The 21888-nt window shown below is 62.9% G+C and carries 23 protein-coding genes; 10 read left to right on the top strand and 13 right to left on the bottom strand.

Annotated elements, in window-relative coordinates; all coding sequences use genetic code 11:
* Positions 1 to 220 precede the first annotated feature (220 nt).
* From C8264_RS20040 to C8264_RS20030, 3 genes are all read left to right on the top strand, one after another.
* Positions 221 to 412, top strand: a complete 192-nt coding sequence (locus C8264_RS20040; RefSeq protein WP_108462759.1) for a hypothetical protein — start codon at positions 221 to 223, stop codon at positions 410 to 412.
* Positions 409 to 891, top strand: coding sequence for a glutathione peroxidase (locus C8264_RS20035; protein WP_108462758.1), 483 nt, complete (start codon positions 409 to 411; stop codon positions 889 to 891). Before C8264_RS20040 ends, C8264_RS20035 begins: the two co-directional genes overlap by 4 nt.
* Before the next feature lie 124 nt (positions 892 to 1015).
* Complete coding sequence (locus C8264_RS20030) at positions 1016 to 1666, top strand: DUF1236 domain-containing protein (RefSeq protein ID WP_162783797.1); 651 nt, start codon at positions 1016 to 1018, stop codon at positions 1664 to 1666.
* A gap of 72 nt (positions 1667 to 1738) precedes the next feature.
* Here the strand turns inward: C8264_RS20030 and infB are convergent, their stop codons facing one another.
* From infB to rimP, 4 genes are read right to left on the bottom strand one after another with little or no spacing between them, the layout of a single operon-like run.
* Positions 1739 to 4588 (bottom strand): translation initiation factor IF-2, encoded by a 2850-nt coding sequence (gene infB, locus C8264_RS20025; protein WP_108462756.1) that lies wholly within the window; start codon positions 4586 to 4588, stop codon positions 1739 to 1741.
* Positions 4581 to 5282, bottom strand: a complete 702-nt coding sequence (locus tag C8264_RS20020) for an RNA-binding protein (RefSeq protein ID WP_108462755.1) — start codon at positions 5280 to 5282, stop codon at positions 4581 to 4583. Before C8264_RS20020 ends, infB begins: the two co-directional genes overlap by 8 nt.
* Before the next feature lie 24 nt (positions 5283 to 5306).
* Entirely contained in the window at positions 5307 to 6908 is a 1602-nt protein-coding gene (nusA, locus tag C8264_RS20015; protein WP_108462754.1) for a transcription termination factor NusA, read from the bottom strand.
* Positions 6908 to 7597, bottom strand: coding sequence for a ribosome maturation factor RimP (rimP, locus tag C8264_RS20010; protein ID WP_108462753.1), 690 nt, complete (start codon positions 7595 to 7597; stop codon positions 6908 to 6910). The genes nusA and rimP overlap by 1 nt, the downstream gene beginning before the upstream one ends.
* A gap of 675 nt (positions 7598 to 8272) precedes the next feature.
* Here rimP and C8264_RS20005 point away from each other — a divergent pair.
* Entirely contained in the window at positions 8273 to 8569 is a 297-nt protein-coding gene (locus C8264_RS20005; protein WP_108462752.1) for a hypothetical protein, read from the top strand.
* Between the two features lie 48 nt (positions 8570 to 8617).
* Here the strand turns inward: C8264_RS20005 and C8264_RS20000 are convergent, their stop codons facing one another.
* The 4 genes from C8264_RS20000 to lnt form a co-directional block, all read right to left on the bottom strand.
* Complete coding sequence (locus tag C8264_RS20000) at positions 8618 to 9001, bottom strand: winged helix-turn-helix transcriptional regulator (RefSeq protein WP_108462751.1); 384 nt, start codon at positions 8999 to 9001, stop codon at positions 8618 to 8620.
* A gap of 121 nt (positions 9002 to 9122) precedes the next feature.
* On the bottom strand, positions 9123 to 9827 hold the full coding sequence (gene trmB / locus C8264_RS19995; RefSeq protein ID WP_108462750.1) for a tRNA (guanosine(46)-N7)-methyltransferase TrmB: 705 nt from the start codon (positions 9825 to 9827) through the stop codon (positions 9123 to 9125).
* A gap of 18 nt (positions 9828 to 9845) precedes the next feature.
* Positions 9846 to 11108 (bottom strand): methionine adenosyltransferase, encoded by a 1263-nt coding sequence (metK, locus tag C8264_RS19990; protein WP_108462749.1) that lies wholly within the window; start codon positions 11106 to 11108, stop codon positions 9846 to 9848.
* Positions 11109 to 11252: 144 nt separating this feature from the next.
* Complete coding sequence (gene lnt, locus C8264_RS19985) at positions 11253 to 12866, bottom strand: apolipoprotein N-acyltransferase (RefSeq protein WP_108462774.1); 1614 nt, start codon at positions 12864 to 12866, stop codon at positions 11253 to 11255.
* Positions 12867 to 13016: 150 nt separating this feature from the next.
* Between lnt and C8264_RS19980 the strand changes: the two genes are divergently transcribed.
* A complete protein-coding gene (locus C8264_RS19980) occupies positions 13017 to 14021 on the top strand; it encodes an adenosine kinase (RefSeq protein WP_108462748.1) in 1005 nt (334 codons plus the stop codon).
* Between the two features lie 6 nt (positions 14022 to 14027).
* Here the strand turns inward: C8264_RS19980 and C8264_RS19975 are convergent, their stop codons facing one another.
* From C8264_RS19975 to C8264_RS19960, 4 genes are all read right to left on the bottom strand, one after another.
* Positions 14028 to 14795 (bottom strand): hydroxypyruvate isomerase family protein, encoded by a 768-nt coding sequence (locus C8264_RS19975; RefSeq protein WP_108462747.1) that lies wholly within the window; start codon positions 14793 to 14795, stop codon positions 14028 to 14030.
* The gene (gene pyrF / locus C8264_RS19970) at positions 14792 to 15490 is read right to left on the bottom strand and encodes an orotidine-5'-phosphate decarboxylase (protein WP_108462746.1); all 699 of its coding nucleotides are present in this window, start codon (positions 15488 to 15490) and stop codon (positions 14792 to 14794) included. Before pyrF ends, C8264_RS19975 begins: the two co-directional genes overlap by 4 nt.
* 69 nt (positions 15491 to 15559) lie before the next feature.
* Complete coding sequence (locus C8264_RS19965) at positions 15560 to 16165, bottom strand: histidine phosphatase family protein (RefSeq protein ID WP_108462745.1); 606 nt, start codon at positions 16163 to 16165, stop codon at positions 15560 to 15562.
* Positions 16166 to 16170: 5 nt separating this feature from the next.
* A complete protein-coding gene (locus C8264_RS19960; RefSeq protein WP_108462744.1) occupies positions 16171 to 16716 on the bottom strand; it encodes an NADPH-dependent FMN reductase in 546 nt (181 codons plus the stop codon).
* A 203-nt stretch (positions 16717 to 16919) separates the two neighbouring features.
* Here C8264_RS19960 and C8264_RS19955 point away from each other — a divergent pair, with 203 nt between their 5' ends.
* From C8264_RS19955 to C8264_RS19940, 4 genes are all read left to right on the top strand, one after another.
* Positions 16920 to 17951 carry a PhoH family protein gene (locus tag C8264_RS19955; RefSeq protein ID WP_245893410.1) on the top strand — a complete coding sequence of 344 codons (1032 nt, stop codon included), beginning with the start codon at positions 16920 to 16922 and terminating at the stop codon, positions 17949 to 17951.
* Positions 17952 to 17956: 5 nt separating this feature from the next.
* Positions 17957 to 18421 carry an rRNA maturation RNase YbeY gene (ybeY, locus tag C8264_RS19950; RefSeq protein ID WP_108462742.1) on the top strand — a complete coding sequence of 155 codons (465 nt, stop codon included), beginning with the start codon at positions 17957 to 17959 and terminating at the stop codon, positions 18419 to 18421.
* Between the two features lie 71 nt (positions 18422 to 18492).
* Positions 18493 to 19518: a hemolysin family protein gene (locus tag C8264_RS19945; RefSeq protein ID WP_245893409.1), complete on the top strand. Its 1026-nt coding sequence runs from the start codon at positions 18493 to 18495 to the stop codon at positions 19516 to 19518.
* Between the two features lie 8 nt (positions 19519 to 19526).
* Positions 19527 to 20438: an acetamidase/formamidase family protein gene (locus C8264_RS19940; RefSeq protein ID WP_108462741.1), complete on the top strand. Its 912-nt coding sequence runs from the start codon at positions 19527 to 19529 to the stop codon at positions 20436 to 20438.
* 447 nt (positions 20439 to 20885) lie between these two features.
* On the opposite strand, the gene C8264_RS19935 is transcribed toward C8264_RS19940, so the two are convergent.
* Entirely contained in the window at positions 20886 to 21452 is a 567-nt protein-coding gene (locus C8264_RS19935; RefSeq protein WP_108462740.1) for a NifU family protein, read from the bottom strand.
* A 128-nt stretch (positions 21453 to 21580) separates the two neighbouring features.
* Between C8264_RS19935 and C8264_RS19930 the strand changes: the two genes are divergently transcribed.
* A complete protein-coding gene (locus C8264_RS19930; RefSeq protein ID WP_205245739.1) occupies positions 21581 to 21871 on the top strand; it encodes a DUF3817 domain-containing protein in 291 nt (96 codons plus the stop codon).
* Positions 21872 to 21888 lie beyond the last annotated feature (17 nt).

Genomic DNA, 21888 nt, shown 5'->3' with positions numbered 1-21888 from the left:
CGAGGCGCCTGGCGTCTCACTAGTTTAATCTCACACGAGACGCCAGGCGCCTCGGGGTCCGTCTCACTGCTTTTCCGCCCGGCAGCCGCATGGCTGGCCGGCGCCTTGGCACGTCCGGTTTTCTTGCCGGTTTGGCCCATTTCTGCTAGAAGGGATCAACGCCTCTCCCCGCGTATCCTTCGGCGAGCAGCCGTTTGCGCCCGAAAGGCAGAAAAATTCCATGCACAAATATTCCGTTGGCCAACAGCTCGACCTCCTGCCCATGCACGGCAGCTCGTCGCGCCGGGCCGGGCAATGCACCATCGTGTCGCTGATGCCATATGAGGGCCATGCCGTTCAGTATCGCGTGCAGTCCAGCGTCGAATCCTACCAGCGCATCGTCAGCGAAAACGATCTGCGGGAGCCGGCGTGACCACGACGCTCGCCGATTTCACCCTGCCCCTGCTCGACGGCACGCCCCAGCCATTGGCCGAATTCACCGGCAAGGTGGTGCTGGTGGTCAATGTCGCGAGCAAGTGCGGGCTGACCCCGCAATATGCCGGATTGGAAGCGCTTTATCGCCGCTACCGCGAGCAAGGCTTTGTGGTGCTGGGCTTTCCCTGCAACCAGTTTGCCGAGCAGGAGCCGGGCAGCGCTGAGGAAATCGCGCAGTTCTGCTCGCTCACCTATGATGTGAGCTTTCCCATGTTCGGCAAGATCGACGTCAATGGCGCGGACGAGCATCCACTCTACACCTGGCTCAAGCGCTCGGCCCCCGGTGTTATGGGAACCGAGGGCATCAAGTGGAATTTCACAAAATTCCTGGTCGGCCGGGATGGTCTGGTGGTGGAGCGCTTTGCCCCCACCGATGAGCCCGAGAGCATCGCACCCGCCATCGAGCGGCTGCTTTAGCGGGCCGGAACAAACGGGCTTGTCCTCCGTTTGTTTGCCACGGGGCGGATCCAAGGCGCTTGGCCCTCCCGCCGAGCGCCTCCGCAAAACGAGTGTTTTCCACTCGACGAAAAGGACAAGTACAATGAAAAAGATCCTCATGGCCTCCGTGGCCGCGCTGTCGTTCGCCGCCATTGCTCCTGCCATGGCGCAGGACAAGGTAGTGGGTGTGGAGCAATCCTCCGAAGCCGACGCTGAAGAAGGCGCGTTGGTGGGTGGCGCCAGTGGCGCTGCCGTGGGCGCCTCCGTTGGCGCCGTGGTCGGCGGCCCTATTGGCGCCGTGATCGGCGGTTTTGCCGGTGCGACGCTCGGTGCAGGTGCCGGCGTTCAGGCCTCGAGCGTCGAATACGCCATGGCCCAGCCGGTTGAGCCGATCTATTTGGACACCAGCCTCGATGTTGGCTATGTCGTCCCCGCTGACGTCACCATCTACCCGATCGAGGGCGATCCGGCCTTTGGCTATATCTATGCCAATGACCGCGTCTGGATCGTGGACCTCGAAAGCCGCGCCTTCGTGCAGTCGCCCGGCTATCTGGTGCCCCAGACCTCGGCCGATTACGTGATCTCCAACCCGCTAGACCCGGTTGAGCTGGAAGGCGACGTCACCGTTGGCTATGTCGTGCCCGACAGCGTGGAACTGGTCCAGGTTCCAGACTCCAGCTATTCCTACGTCTATGTCGGTGACCGCCCGGCCCTGGTCGACACCCAGACCCGCGTGATCGTGCAGCTGAACTAAGCCATCATTCTGGCCACAAAAAAAGGGCGCGGTTTATCCCCGCGCCCTTTCGCTCGTCTATGATCGGAACAGTTACAGCGTGCGCTGTACGGTTTCGACGCGGAAGCATTCGATAACGTCGCCAGCGCGCATGTCTTCATAGTTTTCAAAGGCCATGCCGCACTCTTGACCCGTTTGAACTTCCTTGACCTCGTCCTTGAAGCGCTTGAGCGTCTTGAGCTTGCCTTCGTGGATAACGACGTTGTCGCGGATAAGACGCACGCCCGAGCCGCGCTCCACCATGCCTTCGGTGATCCGGCAGCCGGCGACCTTGCCGACCTTGGTGATCGTGAAGACTTCGAGGATTTCCGCGTTACCGATGAAGGTTTCGCGGCGTTCGGGCTTGAGCAGGCCGCTCATGGCGTTCTTCACGTCATCCACGAGATCGTAGATGATGTTGTAGTAGCGGATTTCGATGCCGTCGCGGGTGGCAAGGTCCGTCGCCTGCTTGTTGGCACGCACGTTGAAGCCGATGACGATGGCGTTCGAAGCCGAAGCCAGGGTCACGTCGCTTTCGGTGATGCCGCCCACGGCGCTCATCAGGATCTGCGCCGACACTTCGTCGGTCGAGAGCTTGTTGAGCGAAGCGACGATCGCTTCCACCGAACCCTGCACGTCGCCCTTGATGATCAGCGGGAACTTGGCGATGCCGGCAACCTTGAGCTGGTTCATCATCTGCTCGAGGCTCGTGGCGCCGCCGCCTGCCGTCTTTTCACGGATAGCGCGCTGACGGTATTCGGTGACTTCACGGGCACGCGCTTCGGTCTCGACCACCGAGAAGCGGTCGCCCGCGCTCGGCACGCCGGTAAAGCCCAGCACTTCCACCGGAATGGATGGGCCAGCGCTTTTGACCTGCTCGCCCTTGTCGTTGATCAGGGCGCGGACACGAGCAAACTCGGTGCCGGCGACGAGAATATCGCCGATGGCGAGCGTGCCGCGCTGCACCAGTACCGTCGCCACCGCACCGCGGCCGCGATCGAGCTTTGCTTCGATGACCAGGCCTTCGGCACGCCCATCGCGGGCCACCTTGAGTTCCAGCACTTCGGCCTGCAGCAGGATGGTTTCGAGCAGCTTGTCCAGACCCGCCTGGGTCTTGGCCGACACTTCCACGTCCAGCACGTCGCCGCCCATGGATTCCACGAACACTTCGTGCTGGAGCAGCTCGGTGCGGACGCGGGTAGGGTTGGCTTCGGGCTTGTCCATCTTGTTGATGGCCACGATGATCGGAACACCCGCTGCCTTGGCATGCTTGATGGATTCGATCGTCTGCGGCATCACACCGTCATCGGCTGCCACCACGAGCACGGCAATATCGGTCGCCTGGGCGCCACGGGCACGCATGGCGGTGAACGCCTCGTGGCCCGGGGTGTCGAGGAAGGTGATCTTGCTGCCGTTCTTTTCGACCTGGTAGGCGCCGATGTGCTGGGTGATGCCACCGGCTTCACCAGACACGACATTGGCTTCGCGGATCGCGTCGAGCAGGCTGGTCTTGCCGTGGTCGACGTGACCCATGATGGTCACGACAGGCGCACGATCGGTCAGATCCTCGGCCTTGTCGTCCGATGCGAGATCGAACAGGCCTTCTTCCACGTCCGCTTCCGAAACGCGCTTGACCGTATGGCCCAGCTCGGTCGCGATCAGCTCGGCCGTGTCGGCGTCGAGCACGTCGTTGATCGTGGCCATGGTGCCCTGCGCCATCAGCATCTTTATGACGGTGACGGAGCGTTCGGCCATGCGGTTTGCCAGTTCGGCAACCGTGATGGCTTCCGGAATAATCACTTCGCGGCTGAGTTTTGGCGCTTCCTGCTGGTTGCGGCCCATCTTCTTGTCGCGACGGCGGCGCATGGCGGCCAGCGATGGCCCCTTGTCACGATCGTTCTCGGTGGTGGCGCTGGAAACGGTCAGGCGACCACGCGCATTGGTGTCCGCGCCAGTGCGGCGGGTCGGACGTTCCGGGGCAGCGCGCGAAGCGCGGCGGGCGTTCTCGAGTTCGGCTTCGGTCGTCGGACGCGCAGCCGGCGAGCCGGTGCGGATCTTGCGGCCATCGGCCTCGTTGGGACCGGCGGGTGGCACATTGCCGATCGGCGCCATGCCGGTGCCGGCCGGGCGGCGTTCGCCAGCCGGACGGGTTGCCGTGCCGGAAGGACGTGCGCCGGGTGCGCCTGGCCGGGCGCCTGCGGCACCTGGCTTGATATAGGCGTTGGCGCCACGTTCGCTTTCCGGACGGGCATTGCTTGGGCGTTCCACCCGTGGCGGACGCGGTGGCTGACCTGGACGGCCTGCAACGACACGCACGCTGGATGGACCGGCGTTGCGCTGGGAAGCCGGAGTAACCGGCTCGGCGGGAGCTTGCGCTGCGGGAGCCGCTGCATCGGGTGCCGGTTCGGCTGCGGCCGTGGGTGCAGGTTCTGCCTGCTCGGCCGGCGCGGACGCAGCTTGAGCCGCTTCGCGCTCGGCACGTTCGGCTTCTTCGCGGATCTGGCGGCGGCGCGCATCTTCCTCGATGCGGCGCGCTTCCTCGGCAGCGAAGCGCTCGCTTTCCTCGGCTGCACGTGCGCCAGCCATGGCCAGCGCCTGGCGGCGGGCCTCGGCTTCCGCTGCGGACAGACCGAGCGGCGCGCGTGGCGCCTGCCCCGGACGGGCTGCGGCCGGCCGGCCATTGGCGGGGCGTCCACCCGATGGTGCGCCCGATTGCGGGCGCTGCGGAGCGTTCGCCGGTGCGTTGGGCTTGGGAACCAGCCGGGTGCGCTTCTCGACAACCACCGTCGAGCGGGAAGGGCCGCGCGACATGCCCGGACGGTTGCCCAGGCCTGGGCCGCCCTTCAATGTCAGCGTCTTCTTCGCGCCAGTGTCTTCGGTGCGCTTGTCGTCGTTATCAGCCATGTATCTCGCGTCTTTCGTCCTGTTCCTCGGGCAAAAGGTCACCGTCAACCGCTGGGCGGCCGGTGTCCATTTCCGTTGGTTTGGCAAGGTAAAGGGCCAGTCTGCGGGCCTTTTCCACTGCCGATTGGGCTGCTGCCCCATTCGTTAGGGCAGCATGTATCACATTTTCAAGGCCAAGTGCCAAACCCATTTGCTCAGAAGAGAGCAATTCGAAATGGGGCACGTCGAACCCTTCGATTCCTTCTTCGGCAGCAGCGTAATGCAGCGCCTTGAGCGGCCCCACCATCTTGCTGCGCCCGTCTTCGGCGGCGTCGGTTGCCGTGATCAGGGCAATCAAACCGCCCGTATCGATCAGGCTGCGCACCTTGGTAGCGCCAAAGGTCAGTTGTCCCGCCTTGCGCGCCATGCCCAGGGCATTGAGATAGCGCTGCTCGAGCCGCAATTGCGTCAGGGCCGGCAGATCGTCCGGCAGCTTCACCTCGGTCTTGAGGCTGCGCGCGAAGACTTTCTTTTTGACCGCTTCGGCCACCAGTTCGCGGTTGAGGCTGAGCCAGACGCCACGGCCTTCCGCCTTGGCATCCGTATCGGGCACCAGCACATCGTCCGGCCCGAGTACGAAACGGATCAGCTCTGCCACGGGCTTTTCAGCCCGTGTCAGTGCGCACATCCGCGTCGTTTCTTCGCGCCGGGCCATCTGGGTCCCTCGCTTGGAAACGGCCTAAGCCGTTGCCTCGTCAGCGCCGGCTTCGACTTCGTCGGCCGCGGGCAGGTCTTCCGCGTCGATCCAGCCGGCTTTGATGCGGGCCTGCATGATCATGTCTTCAGCTTCCTCGCGCGATACCGGGAAGTCCTTGAAAGTGCCTTCAAAGCGCTTCGTTTCGCCGTCCTTGCGTTCGCTCCAGCCGATCAGATCGTCGGCGGCGCAGCCCGCAAAGTCTTCCACGGTCTTGATGTCTTCCTTGCCGAGCGCCTCCAGCATGGCGGCGGTCAGCCCGGGGATCTCGTAAAGCTCATCTTCGACGCCGAGCTTCTTGCGCTCTTCGTCATGGGCCTGATCGATGGCCGCCAGATATTCGGCGGCACGATTCTGGATTTCCCCGGCGGTTTCCTCGTCGAAGCCTTCAATCGACGCAATTTCGTTGGCGTCGATATAGGCCAGTTCCTCGACGGAGGAAAACCCTTCGGAAGCCAATAGTTGGGCAACCATCTCGTCAACGTCAAGGGCCTGCATGAACAGACCGGACCGTTCGGTGAATTCTTTCTGGCGCCGTTCGCTTTCTTCCTGCTCGGTCAGGATGTCGATATCCCAGCCGATCAGCTGCGAAGCCAGCCGCACATTCTGGCCGCGGCGGCCGATGGCCAGCGACAGCTGCTCGTCGGGAACCACGACCTCGATGCGCTCTGCTTGCTCGTCCAGCACCACCTTGGCCACATCGGCCGGCTGCAGCGCGCTCACGACGAGGTCCGCAATGGAATCGGTCCATGGAATGATGTCGATCTTTTCGCCCTGCAGTTCGGCAACCACCGCCTGCACGCGCGAACCACGCATACCAACGCAGGCGCCCACGGGGTCGATGGAGCTATCCGAGGAGGTCACGGCGATCTTGGCGCGCGAGCCCGGATCGCGGGCAATCGAGCGGATGGCGATGACGCCATCATAGATCTCGGGCACTTCCTGCATGAACAGCTTGGCCATGAACTGCGGATGGGTGCGCGACAGGAAAATCTGTGGGCCACGCTGCTCGCGGCGCACGTCATAGACATAGGCGCGCACACGGTCGCCATAGCGGAACATTTCGCGCGGGATCAGCTCGTCACGGCGGATAATGGCTTCGCCACGGCCCAGGTCGACGATGACATTGCCATATTCGACGCGCTTGACGGAGCCGTTGACGATCTCGCCGATGCGGTTGAAATATTCGTCATACATGCGCTCGCGCTCGGCATCGCGCACCTTCTGCACGATAACCTGCTTGGCGGACTGGGCGGCGATACGGCCGAATTCCATCGGCGGCAGCGGCTCGGTCAGGAAGTCGCCGATCTTGGCTTCGGGCGATTTGACCTGCGCGGTCTTCAGATCGACCTGGCGGCTGGTCTCCTCGACGTCCTCGACGATCTCGAGCAGGCGCCACATGCGGGTTTCGCCCGAGCGCGGGTTGATCTCGACCTTGATTTCCGTTTCGGCGCCATAGCGGCCCTTGGCTGCCTTTTCCATGGCATCCTGCATCGCCTCGATCACGACCATGCGGTCGATCGACTTTTCGCGGGCAACGGCATCTGCGATCTGCAACAGCTCGAGGCGGTTCGCACTAACGGCCATCAGTTGGACTCCTTCGGGGTATTTTTCTCCGCCGCGTCCTCGGCCGTACCGGCCTCCGGGTCGTCAGGCTGGGAAGTATCGTCTTCGTCGTCGTTATCAGCGTCGGCGTATGCGACCGTTTCGGTCTCATCGTCGTCGATGGGATGGGCTTCCTGGTCGAGGCGCGCCTTTTCCATCAGGGCGTCGGTCATCACGAGCTTGGCTTCCGCCAGATTGGCGAACAGCAGGCGATGGTCCGGATCGGCGCCGGCGGGGGCATCGGGCAGGGTGATGATCACGGCATCGTCTTCCACGGCCTTGATGAAGCCACGGAAGCGCTTGCGGCCATTGATCATGTCGCCGAGCTCGATCTTGACCTCGTGGCCCACGTGGGCCGCGAAATCGCGGCGGCGCACCAACGGACGATCAATGCCCGGGGAGGAGACTTCAAGATGATATTCGCGGTCGATCGGGTCTTCCACGTCGAGCACGGGCGAGAGATCCTTGCTCAGCGTCTCGCAATTGACGATGGTGAAGCGGCCGTTCTGGTCCTCGGCCATGATCTGCAGCGTGCAGCCATTTTCCTGGCTGATCTTTACGCGCACCAGCGAGAAGCCCAGGCCATTGGCCACCGGCTCGACAATGCGGGCAACGCGGGCCTCGAGGCCCGTTTCCTTGATGAAGCGCTGTTCGGTGAGATCGAAGCTCATCGGTCCCTTCAGGTAATAAAAAAGAGCGGGGCCGGAAGGCTCCCACTCTGCAAGATGCTAGAGATGTTGAAAGACTATATAGCGCCGAACGGCCCAAGCCGCAAGTGCGGCGGTAGGAAGGGCCAGGAGCCACCAAGGCTCGCATTGCCTGGCCAGGCTGACGGGCATTGCCTCTCCTCCCCACTGCGTTTCCCTCGGACCTGATCCGAGGGCCTCTCCCCCCCTTGTGCCGCGTTGAGGTTGGCAAGCCCGAGGGCAGCCCGGTGGCTGTGGAAGTTCTGCGGCAGACCCTCCCCAAGAGGCTTCGTACTCGGCCAAATCAGTGCCGATCCAAAAAATAATTGCCTCCGACAAAAATTTTTATGGTGGCGCGGGACCGGCTTTTTACCCTCTGCCAGCGCACCAACCGGCTCAATTCCGTGACCGTTTTATGACACCGCCCACCACCTCTTTCACCCAGCGGACCCCACCAAACCCCTGCGCCACCAGACCGTCACCAAACTGAAACACGGTGTCTCTCAGGAAACCGGGTTACGCCAAAACCTCTTGATTTCCTTATTAAAACCCTCGTCATCCCCGACGCAAGTTCAAGCCCCTGGGGCACCGAAATCGCATCTTGAGGGACGAAGCGGGCAGGGCCACTTCCATGGTGTTCACAACGAAAGGAACACTCCAATGATCAAGAACACTGTAATCGCCCTTGTCACTGCCGCCACGCTGGTCGGCGCCGCTGCCCCTGCATTCGCAGAATCCGATGGCGGCATCGGCCTGAGCGACTTCAACGAGGAAGACAACAGCAGCTCCTATGACACCGCTGCGCAGAACATCCTGTCCCGCCTCCGCGATCAGGGCGTCAACGCCACTTCCGTAGAACAGTGGGGCGGCCTCGTTCGCGCCTTCGTCGTCCAGGAAGATGGCCGCCAGGTCATGCAGTTCTTTGCACCCGGCTCCCTGCAGCAGGTCGCTCTCTAAGCTGAGCGTCTCCGGCGCCGCCGCTCAACAGCGACGGCGCCCGTATGTCTATTGCGGATGGACCAGCCGGACGACCGGCTCTCCACCCGCAGCATCGAAACGTTGGCGAGCTGCCAGCACCTGGTCCGCGTTCCGGGCCGCAAACTGCTTCAGCCCATCGGCAAGCTTGAGCAATTCCCGACCCAGGGACGTCAGCTCATAATCGACGCGCGGGGGAATGGTGGCGAACATCGTGCGGGTCACAAACCCGTCCCGCTCCAGTTCGCGCAAGGTCAGCGTCAGCGTTTTCTGCGACACACCGGCGATCCGCTTGAGCTCATTGAAGCGCATGCGCTCTTCGCGCAGCAGCGTCACGATGGTCAGTGTCCATTTGCCCGATCGCACCATCAGAACATCATTTTCATGCGATCTGGAGGTGGATAGAGCGGACATGGCACAGCCTCGAAAATGACGGACGAATGTTCCATATGGGAGCCCGAAACCGGCTCACAATGGCGCATCGAATTAAACTTTGACATGTCTGCGCATCGCGGAGCGCAGGCGTGGAGAAGGCTTACTGGCGAGGGAACGAGAAATAAAAGCTCACCAGCCGCCCTTCGCGCCGGGCCTTCTGCTCGTAGCGCGTCGGCTCCCAGCCCGGATAGGGCTCATGCCAGCCGCCCGGCTTTTCGGGCATGAAGCTGAACTGCGGCGACCGCACGATATGGGCCAGCGTCCAGTTGGCATAGTCCTCGATATCGGTCGCGAAATGAAACACTCCGCCGGGCCGGATCACCCGCGCCAGCTCGGCCAGCGTGGTCGGTGACACGAAGCGCCGCTTGTGATGGCGCGTCTTGGGCCAGGGGTCGGGATAGAGCAGGTAGACCTCGTCGAGCGAGGCATCGGGCAGGGTTACCAGCAGCTTATAGGCATCGTCGGTAAAGAGCCGTACATTGCGCAAATCCTGCGCCGCGATGGCCTGCACCATCTTGCCGATGCCGCCGGTAAAGACTTCGCAGCCGATATAGCCGGTCTCGGGATGCCGCCCGGCCTCCAGCGCCAGATGCTCGCCACCACCATAACCGATCTCGAGGATGATCTTTTCCGCATCGGGAAACAGCGAACGCGGATCGAGCTTCTCCGCAAGCTTGACCTCGAGCGCGGGCAGGGTGGCGTCGAAAACCGCCTGCTGACCGCCGTGCAGTTTCTTGCCGGAACGGCGCCCAAAGAAGGCGCGCGGCTCGCCCGAGCGGGTTTTTGGTAGTTCGTGGTCACTCATGCGTTCAGAAACCGCTCATCATTGCGGTTTCACTGCGGCTTTGAGCGCCCCGACCAGATCGGTTTTTTCCCACGAGAAGCTGCCATCACGCCCCGCCTTGCGCCCGAAATGCCCGTAAGCGGCAGTCTTGGCATAGATGGGCTTGTTGAGATCGAGATGCGTCCGGATCCCCCGCGGCGTCAGGTCCATGACCTTCGCCAGCGCCAATTCAACCACCGCCTCGTCGACTTTCCCGGTGCCGTGCAGATCCACATAGATCGACAAAGGCTGTGCAACGCCAATGGCATAGCTGAGCTGGATGGTCGCGCGATCGGCGATTCCAGCGGCCACCACGTTCTTGGCCAGATAGCGCGCGGCATAGGCTGCCGACCGATCCACCTTGGTCGGGTCCTTACCCGAAAACGCCCCGCCGCCGTGAGGCGCGGCGCCACCATAGGTGTCCACGATGATCTTGCGCCCGGTCAGCCCGGCATCCCCATCAGGCCCGCCAACGACGAACTTGCCGGTCGGATTAACATGCCAGACCGTATCCGCATCGATCCACCCTTCGGGCAGTGATTCGCGGATATGCGGCTCCACGATCGTGCGCACATCGGCCGAGGTCAGCGACGGGTCAAGGTGTTGGGTTGAAAGGACAATCTGCGTCACGCCAACGGGCTGCCCGTTCTCGTAGCGCACCGTTACCTGCGATTTTGCGTCGGGCCCGAGCTTGCCGGCAGGCCCGTTATTGGCCTTGCGCGCAATGGTCAGATTTTCCAGAATCTTGTGGGCATAATAGATCGGCGCCGGCAGCAGTTCCGGGGTTTCCCGGCTGGCATAGCCGAACATGATGCCTTGGTCGCCCGCACCCACATCCTTGTTGCCGCTTTCGTCCACGCCCTGCGCGATATCGGCCGACTGGCCATGCAGCAGCACATCGATGCGGCAGGTCTTCCAGTGAAAGCCCGTCTGCTCATAGCCGATCGAGCGGATCGCCTTGCGCGCAGCGGACTTGAATTTGGATGGATTGACCACCGGATTGCCCGAGGCATCGAGCACGATGGCACCATCCTTGCCCTTCTTGAGCAGGGTATCGGGCACGCGCACTTCGCCCGCGATGATCACGCGGTTGGTCGTCGCCAGCGTTTCGCAGGCGATGCGCACATTGGCGGGATCCATGCCGGCCTTCTTGGCTTCGCGGAACACCAGGTCGACGATTTCGTCGCTGATGCGGTCGCAAACCTTGTCCGGATGCCCCTCGGACACCGATTCCGACGTGAAGAGATATGACGACCGTGCCACGCAAAATCCCCTGAACTTGGTAAAAGCACGCCAAAAAGCGCTGTTTGGCAGGGTTTGTGACACCACGCCCCGTCCGGGTCAAGAAGGATATAAAGAAAGCTTGATATGTCGCATGACGATTTCGGAGCAGGATTTCCTGCCCCGTCAGACCCGATTGCGGCGCCCGGCGCGTGAAACCACCAGCGAAATCAGCAGCCCCGCCAGCAAGGCGATCAGCAGCGGCCAGTGGCGCACCTGGGAGAACACCGTGCCCGCCAGCCGCTGATGGGGGCGCACATCCAGCACCGCCATCTGCAGCGGCTCGATCTGCCCGGTGACGCGCCCCAGCGGGTCGGTGGCGAAGGTCAGCCCGGTATTGGCGGCACGAACCAGGCTCAGGCCTTCCTCGACCGCCCGCACCCGCGCATGGTGGGCATGCTGGGCCGGCCCGATGGAGCCGTCGAACCAGGCGTCATTGGTGATGTTGAGGATAAATTGCGCGCCGGCCGTATCGCCCAGATCGCCTGAAAACAGGATCTCGTAGCAGATCAGCGCCAGGAATGCCGGCGTGTTGGGCAGGCTCATCAGCCGGCGCCGCGCATCGCCATGGGCCCAGCCCTCGGCGCCCGGAACGAACTGCTTGATACCCAGCTTCGAAAAGAACTGGCTGAACGGCAGGAACTCGCCAAACGGCACGAGATGGGATTTGTCGTAGGACGCAATGACCTCGCCATTGGTGTTGATGGCCATCAGCGAATTGAACGGCGGCCCCGAACCCTGGGTCTGGTCCAGCGCGTATTGCTGCCGCGGAATTCCCGCCAGCAAAGTGGTGGTTTCCGGCAGCAGCCGGGCGATCCGCGCCAGCGCATCGGGATAGCTCGACAGGAAAAACGGCAGGCTCGACTCCGGCCACACCAGATGGGTGATGTCGGCGAGCCCCTGATCGGCCGGGTCCATCCGCATTTCGGACAGCATCAGCAACCGGTCGATCAGCGCCACCGGATCGGCATTGCCCCAGTCGGCATGCTCATAAACCAGCGGCTGCACCAGCCGCATGGCGATATCAGTGCGTTCCGTCGAAACGGTGCCGGTCAAGCGATTGTGGCCATAGCCCAGTTGCCCCGCGATCACCGCCATGGCGATAAAAAAGGGCAGGAGGCGCCTGCTGAGACTACGCCCGTCGGCGGGCCAGATCAGCGCTGGGGTCATCGCCAGCAACGCCGCCACCAGCGTCAGCCCATAGACGCCGATCACCGAGGTGATCTGCATCATCTCGTCGGTCGGGGTCAGCGCATAACCCAGTAAATCGAAGGGAAAGCCGGTCAGCACATGGCCGCGCGCCCATTCGGCGATGGTCACGAAGGTGGCCAGCGTCACGATACGCCAGGGACCATGGCTCCAGAACAGATGCGCCAGCGCACTGCCCAGCCCCCAGAAAAACGCGATCAGCGCCGCCAGCGCCAGGATGGCGAACGGCATCAGGACCAGCATGATCCCGCCATCCACGAAGAACGCGGCGCCCAGCCAGTGGAACGCCACCGTGAAATAGCCCCAGCCAAAGGCAAAGCCGATGGTGAAAGCGGAGCCGAACAGGCGCCGCCAGCCGCGGCTGCGCTCCGCGCCATCGAGGCTCCAGACCCAAAGCGGGAAGCTCACGAAGAGGGCAGGGACCATGAACAGCGGAGGGATGGACAGACCGGCAACGGCGCCTGCCACCACCAGCAGCAGCAAACGGCGCCAGCCATGGCTCAGCATGGCTGTTTCGGCCAGCCAGGTCATGAAAGCCTTGTCCACGAATCAAAGTGCATGCGGCAAACTCGCTTTGCAGGGCGGGTGCGTCAAGCGCTCCGCCTGTTCCTTCGGTCGTTGCGCGGCAGGGCCTCTTCCTCTAAACCGGCGGACGGCTTTCCCAGCGCCGGATAATCCCGCATGACCCAGACCCGCTTCGACGTCCTCACCATCGGCAACGCAATCGTCGACATCATTGCGCCGGTCGAGCCGGGATTCATCGAACGCGAAGGCATGACCGAGGGCATCATGCACCTGATCGATACCGATCGGGCCGAAGAGCTTTACCGCAAGATGCCGCTGGGCCGGCAGCAGATATCAGGCGGCAGTGCCGCCAACACCGCCGCGGGCGTTGCCTCGCTGGGCGGACGCGCCGCTTTCGTCGGCAAGGTCGCCGACGATCCGCTGGGCGATGTGTTCGAGGCCGATCTCGATGCCATCGGCGTGCACTACGCCACCTCCCGCCTCGAGAACGGCGCCCTGACGGCGCGCTCGATGATCTTCCTGAGCGAAGACGGCGAGCGCACCATGAACACCTATCTGGGCGCCTGCCACCAGCTGACCGAAAGCGACATCAAGCCCGACGAGATCGGCTCGGCTGGTATCACCTATATGGAAGGCTTTTTGTGGGACCCGGTGGAAGCCAAGAAGGCGTTCGTGCTGGCCGCCCACTACGCCCACAAGAATGAGCGCGCCGCGGCATTCACCCTGTCGGACCCATTCTGCGTCGACCGCTATCGCGCCGAGTTCCTGGATCTCATCCGCTCCAAGACCGTCGATTACGTGTTTGCCAACGTCCACGAGCTCAAATCGCTGTACCAGACCGATGACCTCGGCGAAGCCGTGCGCGAAATCGCCAAGGACGCAGAGCTTGCGGCTGTCACCATGGGCGCCGATGGCGCCATGGCCATCTACAATGGCGAAATCACTTCGGTCCCGGCCTTCCCGATTGACCGGGTTGTGGACGCGACTGGCGCAGGCGATCTGTTTGCTTCGGGGTTCTTGTTGGGCATGGCGCGCGGCCAGACCCTTGAATCAGCACTCAAGACCGGCTGCCTTGCCGCGCACGAAGTAATTTCCCACGTCGGCGCCCGCCCGCAACTTGATCTGGCCGACCTCAGCCGCGAGCACGGGCTGGCAGGGTAGGGGTCCTTACCCCAGTAAGGACCGCGTCTGCTGCAACGCTGCCGCCGTTTCACCTGTCGGCCGGAATTCCAGCCCGACATAGCCGCCATAGCCCTGTGCCACCAGCCACTCGAGGCTTTGCCGCAGCGGCAAGCCCCCGGTGCCCGGCTCATTGCGCCCCGGATGATCGGCCACGTGAATATGGGCGATCCGGTCCACCCGGCCGGCCAGGACCGAAGCCGTGTCCTCGCCCATCACCATGGAATGATAAAGATCGTAGAGCAGCGCGATCTCGGGGCGGCCAACTTCATCGACGATATCGAGACCTTCGGCGGTCGAGTGCAGGTAATACCCCTTGTGATCCACCAGCGTATTGAGCGGCTCCAGCGCCAGTCGCACGCCCGAGCCTTCCAGCACATCCGCCGACCGCCGCATGGCTTCCACCAGCGCATCGTGCTGGTCCTGACGCGGCACGCCTGCCAGTTCCGGCCCGGCCTGGGCAATCATCACCTTGGTGCCCAGGCGCCTCGCCACTTCCAGGCTCCTGGCGAGCCCCTCCAGAAACCGGTCATGGTCGCTGCTGCGCGTCAGTTCGGCAAAGGGCTCGGCCACGATCCCGGCCAGCGTCAGCCCGGTGGCGCCTAGTGCATCCTCGATGGCGTCGAGGTCCTTGTTGGACCACAGCCAGAATTCCACCGCATCCATGCCGGCCGCCTTGGCCAGATGGATGCGTTCGGCGACATTGCTGGTTTCGCCGACGAACATCATGTCGATGCAGGCCGAATAGCGCATCATGCAAGCCTTGATCCGGTGTTCATCTCGGCGAGGATTGCCCGTGCCGCTGCTGCCGGATCGGCCGCTTCGATGATCGGCCGCGCCACCACCAAATGGGTCGCACCGGCAGCCAGCGCGTCGGCCGGCCCCATGATGCGCTTCTGATCGCCACTGGCCGCGCCCGCCGGGCGAATGCCGGGCGTCACGATAGCCAGCTTGGGGCCCACAATGGTGCGCACCATCTCGGCTTCATGCGGCGAACTCACCACGCCACCAATGCCCGCGTCTCGCGCCTGCTGCGCCCGCAAGGCGACCAGCCCTGCCGCATCGCGCTCATAGCCGGCTTCCTTGACGTCGGCGTCGTCCATCGAGGTCAGCACCGTAACGCCCAGCACGCAGAGGCTCGAGCCCGCGGCTGCCTTGGCCGCCGCGCGCATGGTCTTGGGATAGGCATGGACGGTCAGCATGGTCGCGCCGGTCTCGGCGAAAGCCGCGACGCCTTTTTCCACCGTGTTATCGATATCGAGCAGCTTGAGGTCGAAGAAAATCCGCTTGCCCGCAGCGATCAGGGCCTTGCCCAGCGCATAGCCATCGGCGCCGTAGAAGCACTGGTAGCCGATCTTGTAGAAGTCCACTGCATCGCCCAAGAGGGACACGATTTCCTCGGCGCGGGCGCGCGATGAAACATCCAGCCCCACGATCAACTGGCCTGCCATGAGTCTTCCTCCGATTTTTGCTGTGTCGTGGTGACTAGAGCAAAAGGGCAGGGGGCACAACTGGAACGCTCATGCGAACCAGCCGGGCGCGAAATTTTCCATTGCCGTCCACTCGCATTCCAGCACCCTCGCTTCGAGGTCGAACACGAAGCAATTGCCACCGCCCTTGTCGCCGTGCCGGCTCTGGTCCTCGGCGCGCGAAATGGGGCGCCCCGCCACATGGCACTTGAGCAGGGTGCCGACCGCGCCATGGCCGCAAAATACCGCTGGCGTCGCTTCGGGCACACACGCCAATGCCGTGCGGACCGTATCGACGATCCGTTGCTGCGCATCGATCGCGCGTTCCCAGCCGTCAACGCTCCTGTCGGGTTCGGCAAAGAACCGGTCGGCAGTTTCTTCGAACAGCACAGGCGGCAGGAAACCGGTAGCGCTGCGATCGTTCTCGCCCATCAGATGATCGCTCAGCACCAACGCCCCGGCGGCGTCCGCCAATATATCGGCCAATTCCATCGCCTTGCTTTCGCGGCTCGAAAAGATCATGGCACCCTTGGGCACGACGCCCCTGCCGGCAAAGAGCCTCGCCCGTTCGCGCCCCAGTTCCGACAGGCCCCAGAGCGGGACTGGCACATTGGCGTCGATTGCAACCTGTGGGTGGGTGACATAGAGCGCGCGCATGAAACTCACCCCCGGCTGAAATGGGTAAGTTCGTGCACCATCTGGTCGACCTTGCGGATGATTGCAGGCTCGACGAAATTTCCAGCGGCATCGATCGCTTCATCGGCCGGGCCAATGCCCAGCAGCGTCGGCACCACCAGCGCGCCCAGCTTGCTCAGCGAATCGCGTAGGTGGCTCAGCGACCAGATGGTCCCATATTTGCCCGAGCTGATGCCGCCCATGCCGAACACCGCGTGCCGAAACGGGCTCGGTTTCTGCCGGCTCAGCCAGGTGATGGTGTTGACCACCAGTGGCGGCACGCCGCCGTTATATTCAGGCGTGGCGATGAAGACGATGTCGTGACTGCGCCACAGCTCGGCCAGTTGCCGCGCGGCCTTGGGGGTCGAATCAGCTTCGAGATCCTCGTTGAAGATCGGCATGGTAAAATCGGCGAGGTCGATCGAAGTGACCGAAACGCCGGCTTCAGCAAGCTTGCGGTCCATATGCCCCTGCAGCATCCGGTTGTACGATCCCTTGCGGATGGAACCGGAAAGCGTCAGCGCAGTGGGCATGGCAATGTCCTTGTTATTTTTCGGCACTCTGCCTGCTCGGATCGAGCGCCGCAAGATATGAAGGGCGGGTCTTGCCTTGGCTGTGTTGCGTCACAATATTGCTACAGACACGGCACGAAATTCATCCTAGCCTCGTTATCTCATCCGCGGCGCAAGCCCGCACCGCGCTACCCTTGTGGAGCCACACCAGTTTGAGCAGGCATTTGTCCCCCACAGCAGACAACGCACTCGCATCCCAACTCGAACTTGCTTTTGATGACAATCGCCTGGCAGCGCAGCTGTATGGCGACTTCGACCAGAACCTGGCGCTGATCGAACAGCGGCTCAAGGTCTCGGCCACGCCGCGCGGCAATCACGTGCTGCTCAAGGGTGCCGCCTCGGCGGTGGACCAGGCGCGCCGGGTGCTGGAATCGCTCTATGGATCACTTGAGGAAGGCCGCACGGTCGACATCTCCGATGTCGATGGCGTCATCCGCATGATCCAGACCGAGGATTCCCAGCTCACCCTCCCCACCCTTGAGCGCAAGGGCAAGGTGCGGATGGCGCAGATCGCCACGCGCAAATCCACCATTGTCGCGCGCACCCCCGCACAGGACGCCTATATGCGGGCCATGGAGCGGAGCGAACTGGTATTCGGCGTCGGCCCTGCCGGTACGGGCAAGACCTATCTCGCCGTGGCCCATGCAGCGTCCCTGCTGGAGCGCGGCGATATCAACCGCATCATCCTGTCCCGCCCGGCCGTTGAAGCCGGCGAGCGCCTGGGGTTCCTCCCCGGCGACATGAAGGAAAAGGTCGATCCCTACCTGCGCCCACTCTATGACGCGCTCTATGACATGATGAAGCCCGAAAACGTCGAGCGCTGCATCACCTCGGGCATTATCGAAGTCGCCCCGCTGGCCTTCATGCGTGGCCGCACGCTGGCCAATGCCGTGGTCATCCTCGATGAAGCCCAGAACACCACTTCGATGCAGATGAAGATGTTCCTGACGCGCCTGGGCGAAAACTCCAAGATGATCGTCACCGGCGATCCGACCCAGGTCGATCTGCCGCGCGGCGAGAAATCGGGCCTCGTGGAAGCCGTGCACCTGCTGGATGGCGTCGAAGGCGTCCATGTCAGCCGCTTCAACGACAAGGACGTGGTCCGCCATGCCCTGGTTGGCCGCATCGTGCGCGCCTACGAAGCCGATACGGCCAAGAAGCTCGCCGAAAAGGCTACCGAAGGGGTCGTCCGCTGACCGCTTTGCCGTTGGAAGTCGCCGTTATTCGCAATGATGACGCCTGGCCGGAGGATCTCGATCCTCTGGCCGAGCGCGCCGTGCTCGAAGCCCTCAAGCAGTCCAAGGCCAAGGTCAAGGGCGCGGCGGAGCTGTCGATCCTGCTCACCAATGACGAGGAGCAGCACGCACTCAATCGTGAGTGGCGCGGCAAGGACAGCCCTACCAATGTGCTGAGCTTCCCCCAGATCGAGCCGTTCGGCCCGGTTATCGGCATAATCGGCGACATTACCCTCGCGCGCGAAACCCTGGAGCGCGAAGCGGCCGAGCAGGGCGTCTCGTTCACAGATCACTTCACTCACCTGGTGGTGCATGGATTTTTGCACATTTTAGGCTATGATCACCTTACCGACGCGGAGGCCCTTCAAATGGAGAGCCTCGAAACCCAGATATTGGGGAGCCTTGGGGTCGGTGACCCCTATGCGCAATAGCGCGGAACCCTTACACTGGGTGCGTCATTTCCGTTTCAAGGATCGATAAGCCGCATATGCGGCGACACATTATGAGCGATAGCGACAGTCCGGGCCCCTCGGCGCCCACCAATCCCGAGCCTCCTTCTAGTCCCGCCTCCGTCACCACGCGGGGGCCAACAATCTGGAACCGCATCAAGGCCATGCTGGCGCGCGGCACGGTTTCGCTGCGCGACGATCTTCAGGTCGCGCTGGACGAGCAGGGGAGTGCTGAGACCGCGGATTTCTCCGAGAGCGAACGCACGATCCTGCAAAACGTGCTCAAGCTGTCCAACGTCTCGGTCGGCGACGTCATGGTCGAGCGCAGTGACATCCAGGCCATCGAGGCCGATGCGAACCTGGGCACGCTCCTCGCCAAGTTCCGCCAGGTGGGCCATTCCCGTCTTCCGGTCTATGACGATGGGCTCGACAACATCCTTGGCTTCGTTCACGTCAAGGACACGCTGGGCAAGATCACCGAGGCGGTGACCGATCCGACCAAGGATGTGCCGGTCAAGCTCGTTTCGAGCGTGCTCAAGCAGAAGATCAACCGGATTGAGCTGGTGCGCACCGCCATGTTCGTGCCCACCTTCATGCCGGTGGGAGACCTGCTGCAATCCATGCGCGCCTCCCGCGTCCATATGGCCATCGTGGTCGATGAATATGGCGGCACCGACGGTCTCGTGACCATCGAGGACCTGCTGGAAGCCGTCGTCGGCGAGATCGAGGACGAGCACGACGAACTGGCCGCCTCGCTGATCCGCAAGGTCGGCGCCGATACCTTTATCGCCGACGCGCGTGCCGAACTGGACGATGTGCGCATCATGCTCGGCCCCGATTTCGACCCCGGCGAATATGCCGAGGAGGTGGATACCATCGGCGGTCTGGTGTTCGATCTGGCCGGCCACGTGCCCAAGCGCGGCGAGCGCGTCAACAAGCTCGACGGTTTCGAGTTCGAAGTGCTGGCGGCCGACAGCCGTCGCATCAAGCGCCTGCGCATACGCCGCAAGAGGGTGGGCATCGAACCGCTCGCCATCACCGACCAGCGCTCGCCCGAACAAAAGGCCGCGGCCGAATAGGAGCCTTCATGACGACCCATCGCTTCACTCCCACCACATGGCACAATGTGTTGGGAACGGTTCCTCCTGCGCTGCGCATCGCCGATGGCGATACGGTCATTACCCAGACCATAGACGCTGCGGGCTATGACAAGGATGGAACAGCCCGCTGGCCCGGTCCAAACCCGATGAACGGCCCGATCTTCGTGTCCGGTGCCGAGCAGGGTGACGCTCTGGTGGTCGAGATCATCCGGCTGACGCCGATCCGCACCACCGGCTGGACGCGCCAGGTGCTCGCGGCCAACGTCGTGGACCCCGAGCGCGTGCGCGACCTGCCACCGCGCGAAAAAGCCGACTGGATCATCGACACAGATGCCCTGACCGCCCGGCTCAAGGAGCCCGTGGCCGGTCTGGAGCATTTCGTCCTGCCGCTCGATCCCATGATCGGCTGCTTCGGCGTCGCCCCCAGCCTGGGTCAGGCCTTCTCCACCGCCACCAGCGCCGAGAATGGCGGCAACATGGATTATCGCGGCTTCCGACCGGGTACCACGGCCTATTTCCCGGTCGAAGTTCCGGGCGCACTGTTCTTCCTGGGCGATTGCCACGCCATCCAGGGCGACGGCGAGATCGTCGGAACCGGCGTCGAAACCGCCATGGAAGTGGAAATCCGCCTCAGCGTCCTTAAGGGCCACAAGCCCAACTGGCCGCGCGGCGAGGACGCCGAAGCCATCTTCACCGTCGGCAACGCCCGCCCGCTCGAGCAGGCGCTGCAACACGCCACCACCGAAATGTTCGATTGGCTCACCAGCGCCTACGGGCTGTCACCGGTCGCAGCGAGCCATCTGCTGGGCCAGGTGGTCCGCTACGAAATCGGCAATGTGTTCGACCCCGCCTACACGGTGGTCTGCAAGATCGAAAAGAAGTGGCTGCCGAAGGCCTGAGGTTTGCGGACGCAAGAGAGGTGAGTGCCGATGGTATCCCACCCACAATTGTTTCCCTCGGACTTGATCCGAGGGCCTTTCCCCGCTTGTGCCGCGCTGAGAGTGGCCCCCGGATCAAGTCCGGGGGAAGCACAGTGGATGTGGTGAGATAAATGGGTATCCAAACCGCCGAAGTCGTACCGTCACCTGGTGCCGACGGGATGCACAGCTTAGTATACACCACACGAAATCAGATTTGCCCAGTAGACCTCATGGTGAGCTTGTCGAACCACGAGGTCGTGGCACCAAATCTCCACTCGCTCGACCTCGTGGTTCGACAAGCTCACCATGAGGTCTTGGGCCCCCGAGCCCACCAAAAGCGGCGCACTCTAGGCATCTATACCAGCCCAAACAAAAAGCCCGGCGATCTCTCACCGGGCCCTTAAACCTGCTGCAAACTTGAATAGGCTAAACCTGCTGCACGCCTTCCACACCCGGCACGAAGTGGCGGAGCAGGTTCTCGATGCCGCTCTTGAGCGTCGCCGTCGAGGACGGGCAGCCAGAGCATGCGCCCTGCATATGGAGGAACACGGTGCCCTCCTTGAAGCCCTTGAAGATGATGTCGCCGCCATCCATGGCAACGGCCGGGCGAACGCGCGTCGCCAGCAATTCCTTGATCACCTCAACGGTTTCGCTGTCTTCCTCTTCGAAGAACTCTTCGACTTCGTCGAGATTGAGCACCTCGGCGCCGCCTTCAACGATTACCGGCTTGCCCGAAAGGAAGTGATCCATGATCACGCCGAGAATGGCCGGCTTGATATGGGCCCAGTTGGTGTCATCCTTGGTCACGGAGATGAAATCGGAGCCAAGGAACACCCCGGTCACGCCAGAAATGGCGAACAGGCCCTGCGCCAGCGGCGAATTGACCGCCGCCTCGGCGCCGCGGAAATCTCGCGGTTCGCCAACCAGGACATCGCGACCGGGCAGGAACTTGAGCGTCGCAGGATTGGGCGTGGCTTCGGTCTGGATGAACATGGGCGGCCTGCAAAATGGATTTAGAATGCTTCTAAAATAATCTTCCCGTGCCGAAAAGCAAGGGTGATGACGTATGAGCGGCTATGCGTCGCGTTTCTGGCTGGCCAGTCTTTGGCTAGGATTGCCCCATGATCAAGATCTTCCGCGCAATCGGCCTTTTCGAAGGCATCACCACCTTGGCCCTGTTCTTCATCGCCATGCCGCTCAAATATGTGTTCGGCAATCCGGCACTGGTGCCGTCAATTGGAATGATCCACGGCGCAGCCTTCGTCATCTACCTGGTTGCCATGCTCGTTTGCCTCTGGGGCCGTGGCTTCAGCGGCTGGGAATGGGCGCGCACCACCCTTGCCGCCTTCATCCCCCTGGGGACCTTCCTCAATGACGGCCTGCTCAAGCGCAAGCAGTTGGCGGCCGCCTGACCGCCAACGCGCTGCAC

The organism is Devosia naphthalenivorans (assembly GCF_003056355.1).
Lineage (GTDB): Bacteria > Pseudomonadota > Alphaproteobacteria > Rhizobiales > Devosiaceae > Devosia > Devosia naphthalenivorans.
This window is presented reverse-complemented; position numbering and strand designations above follow the sequence as displayed.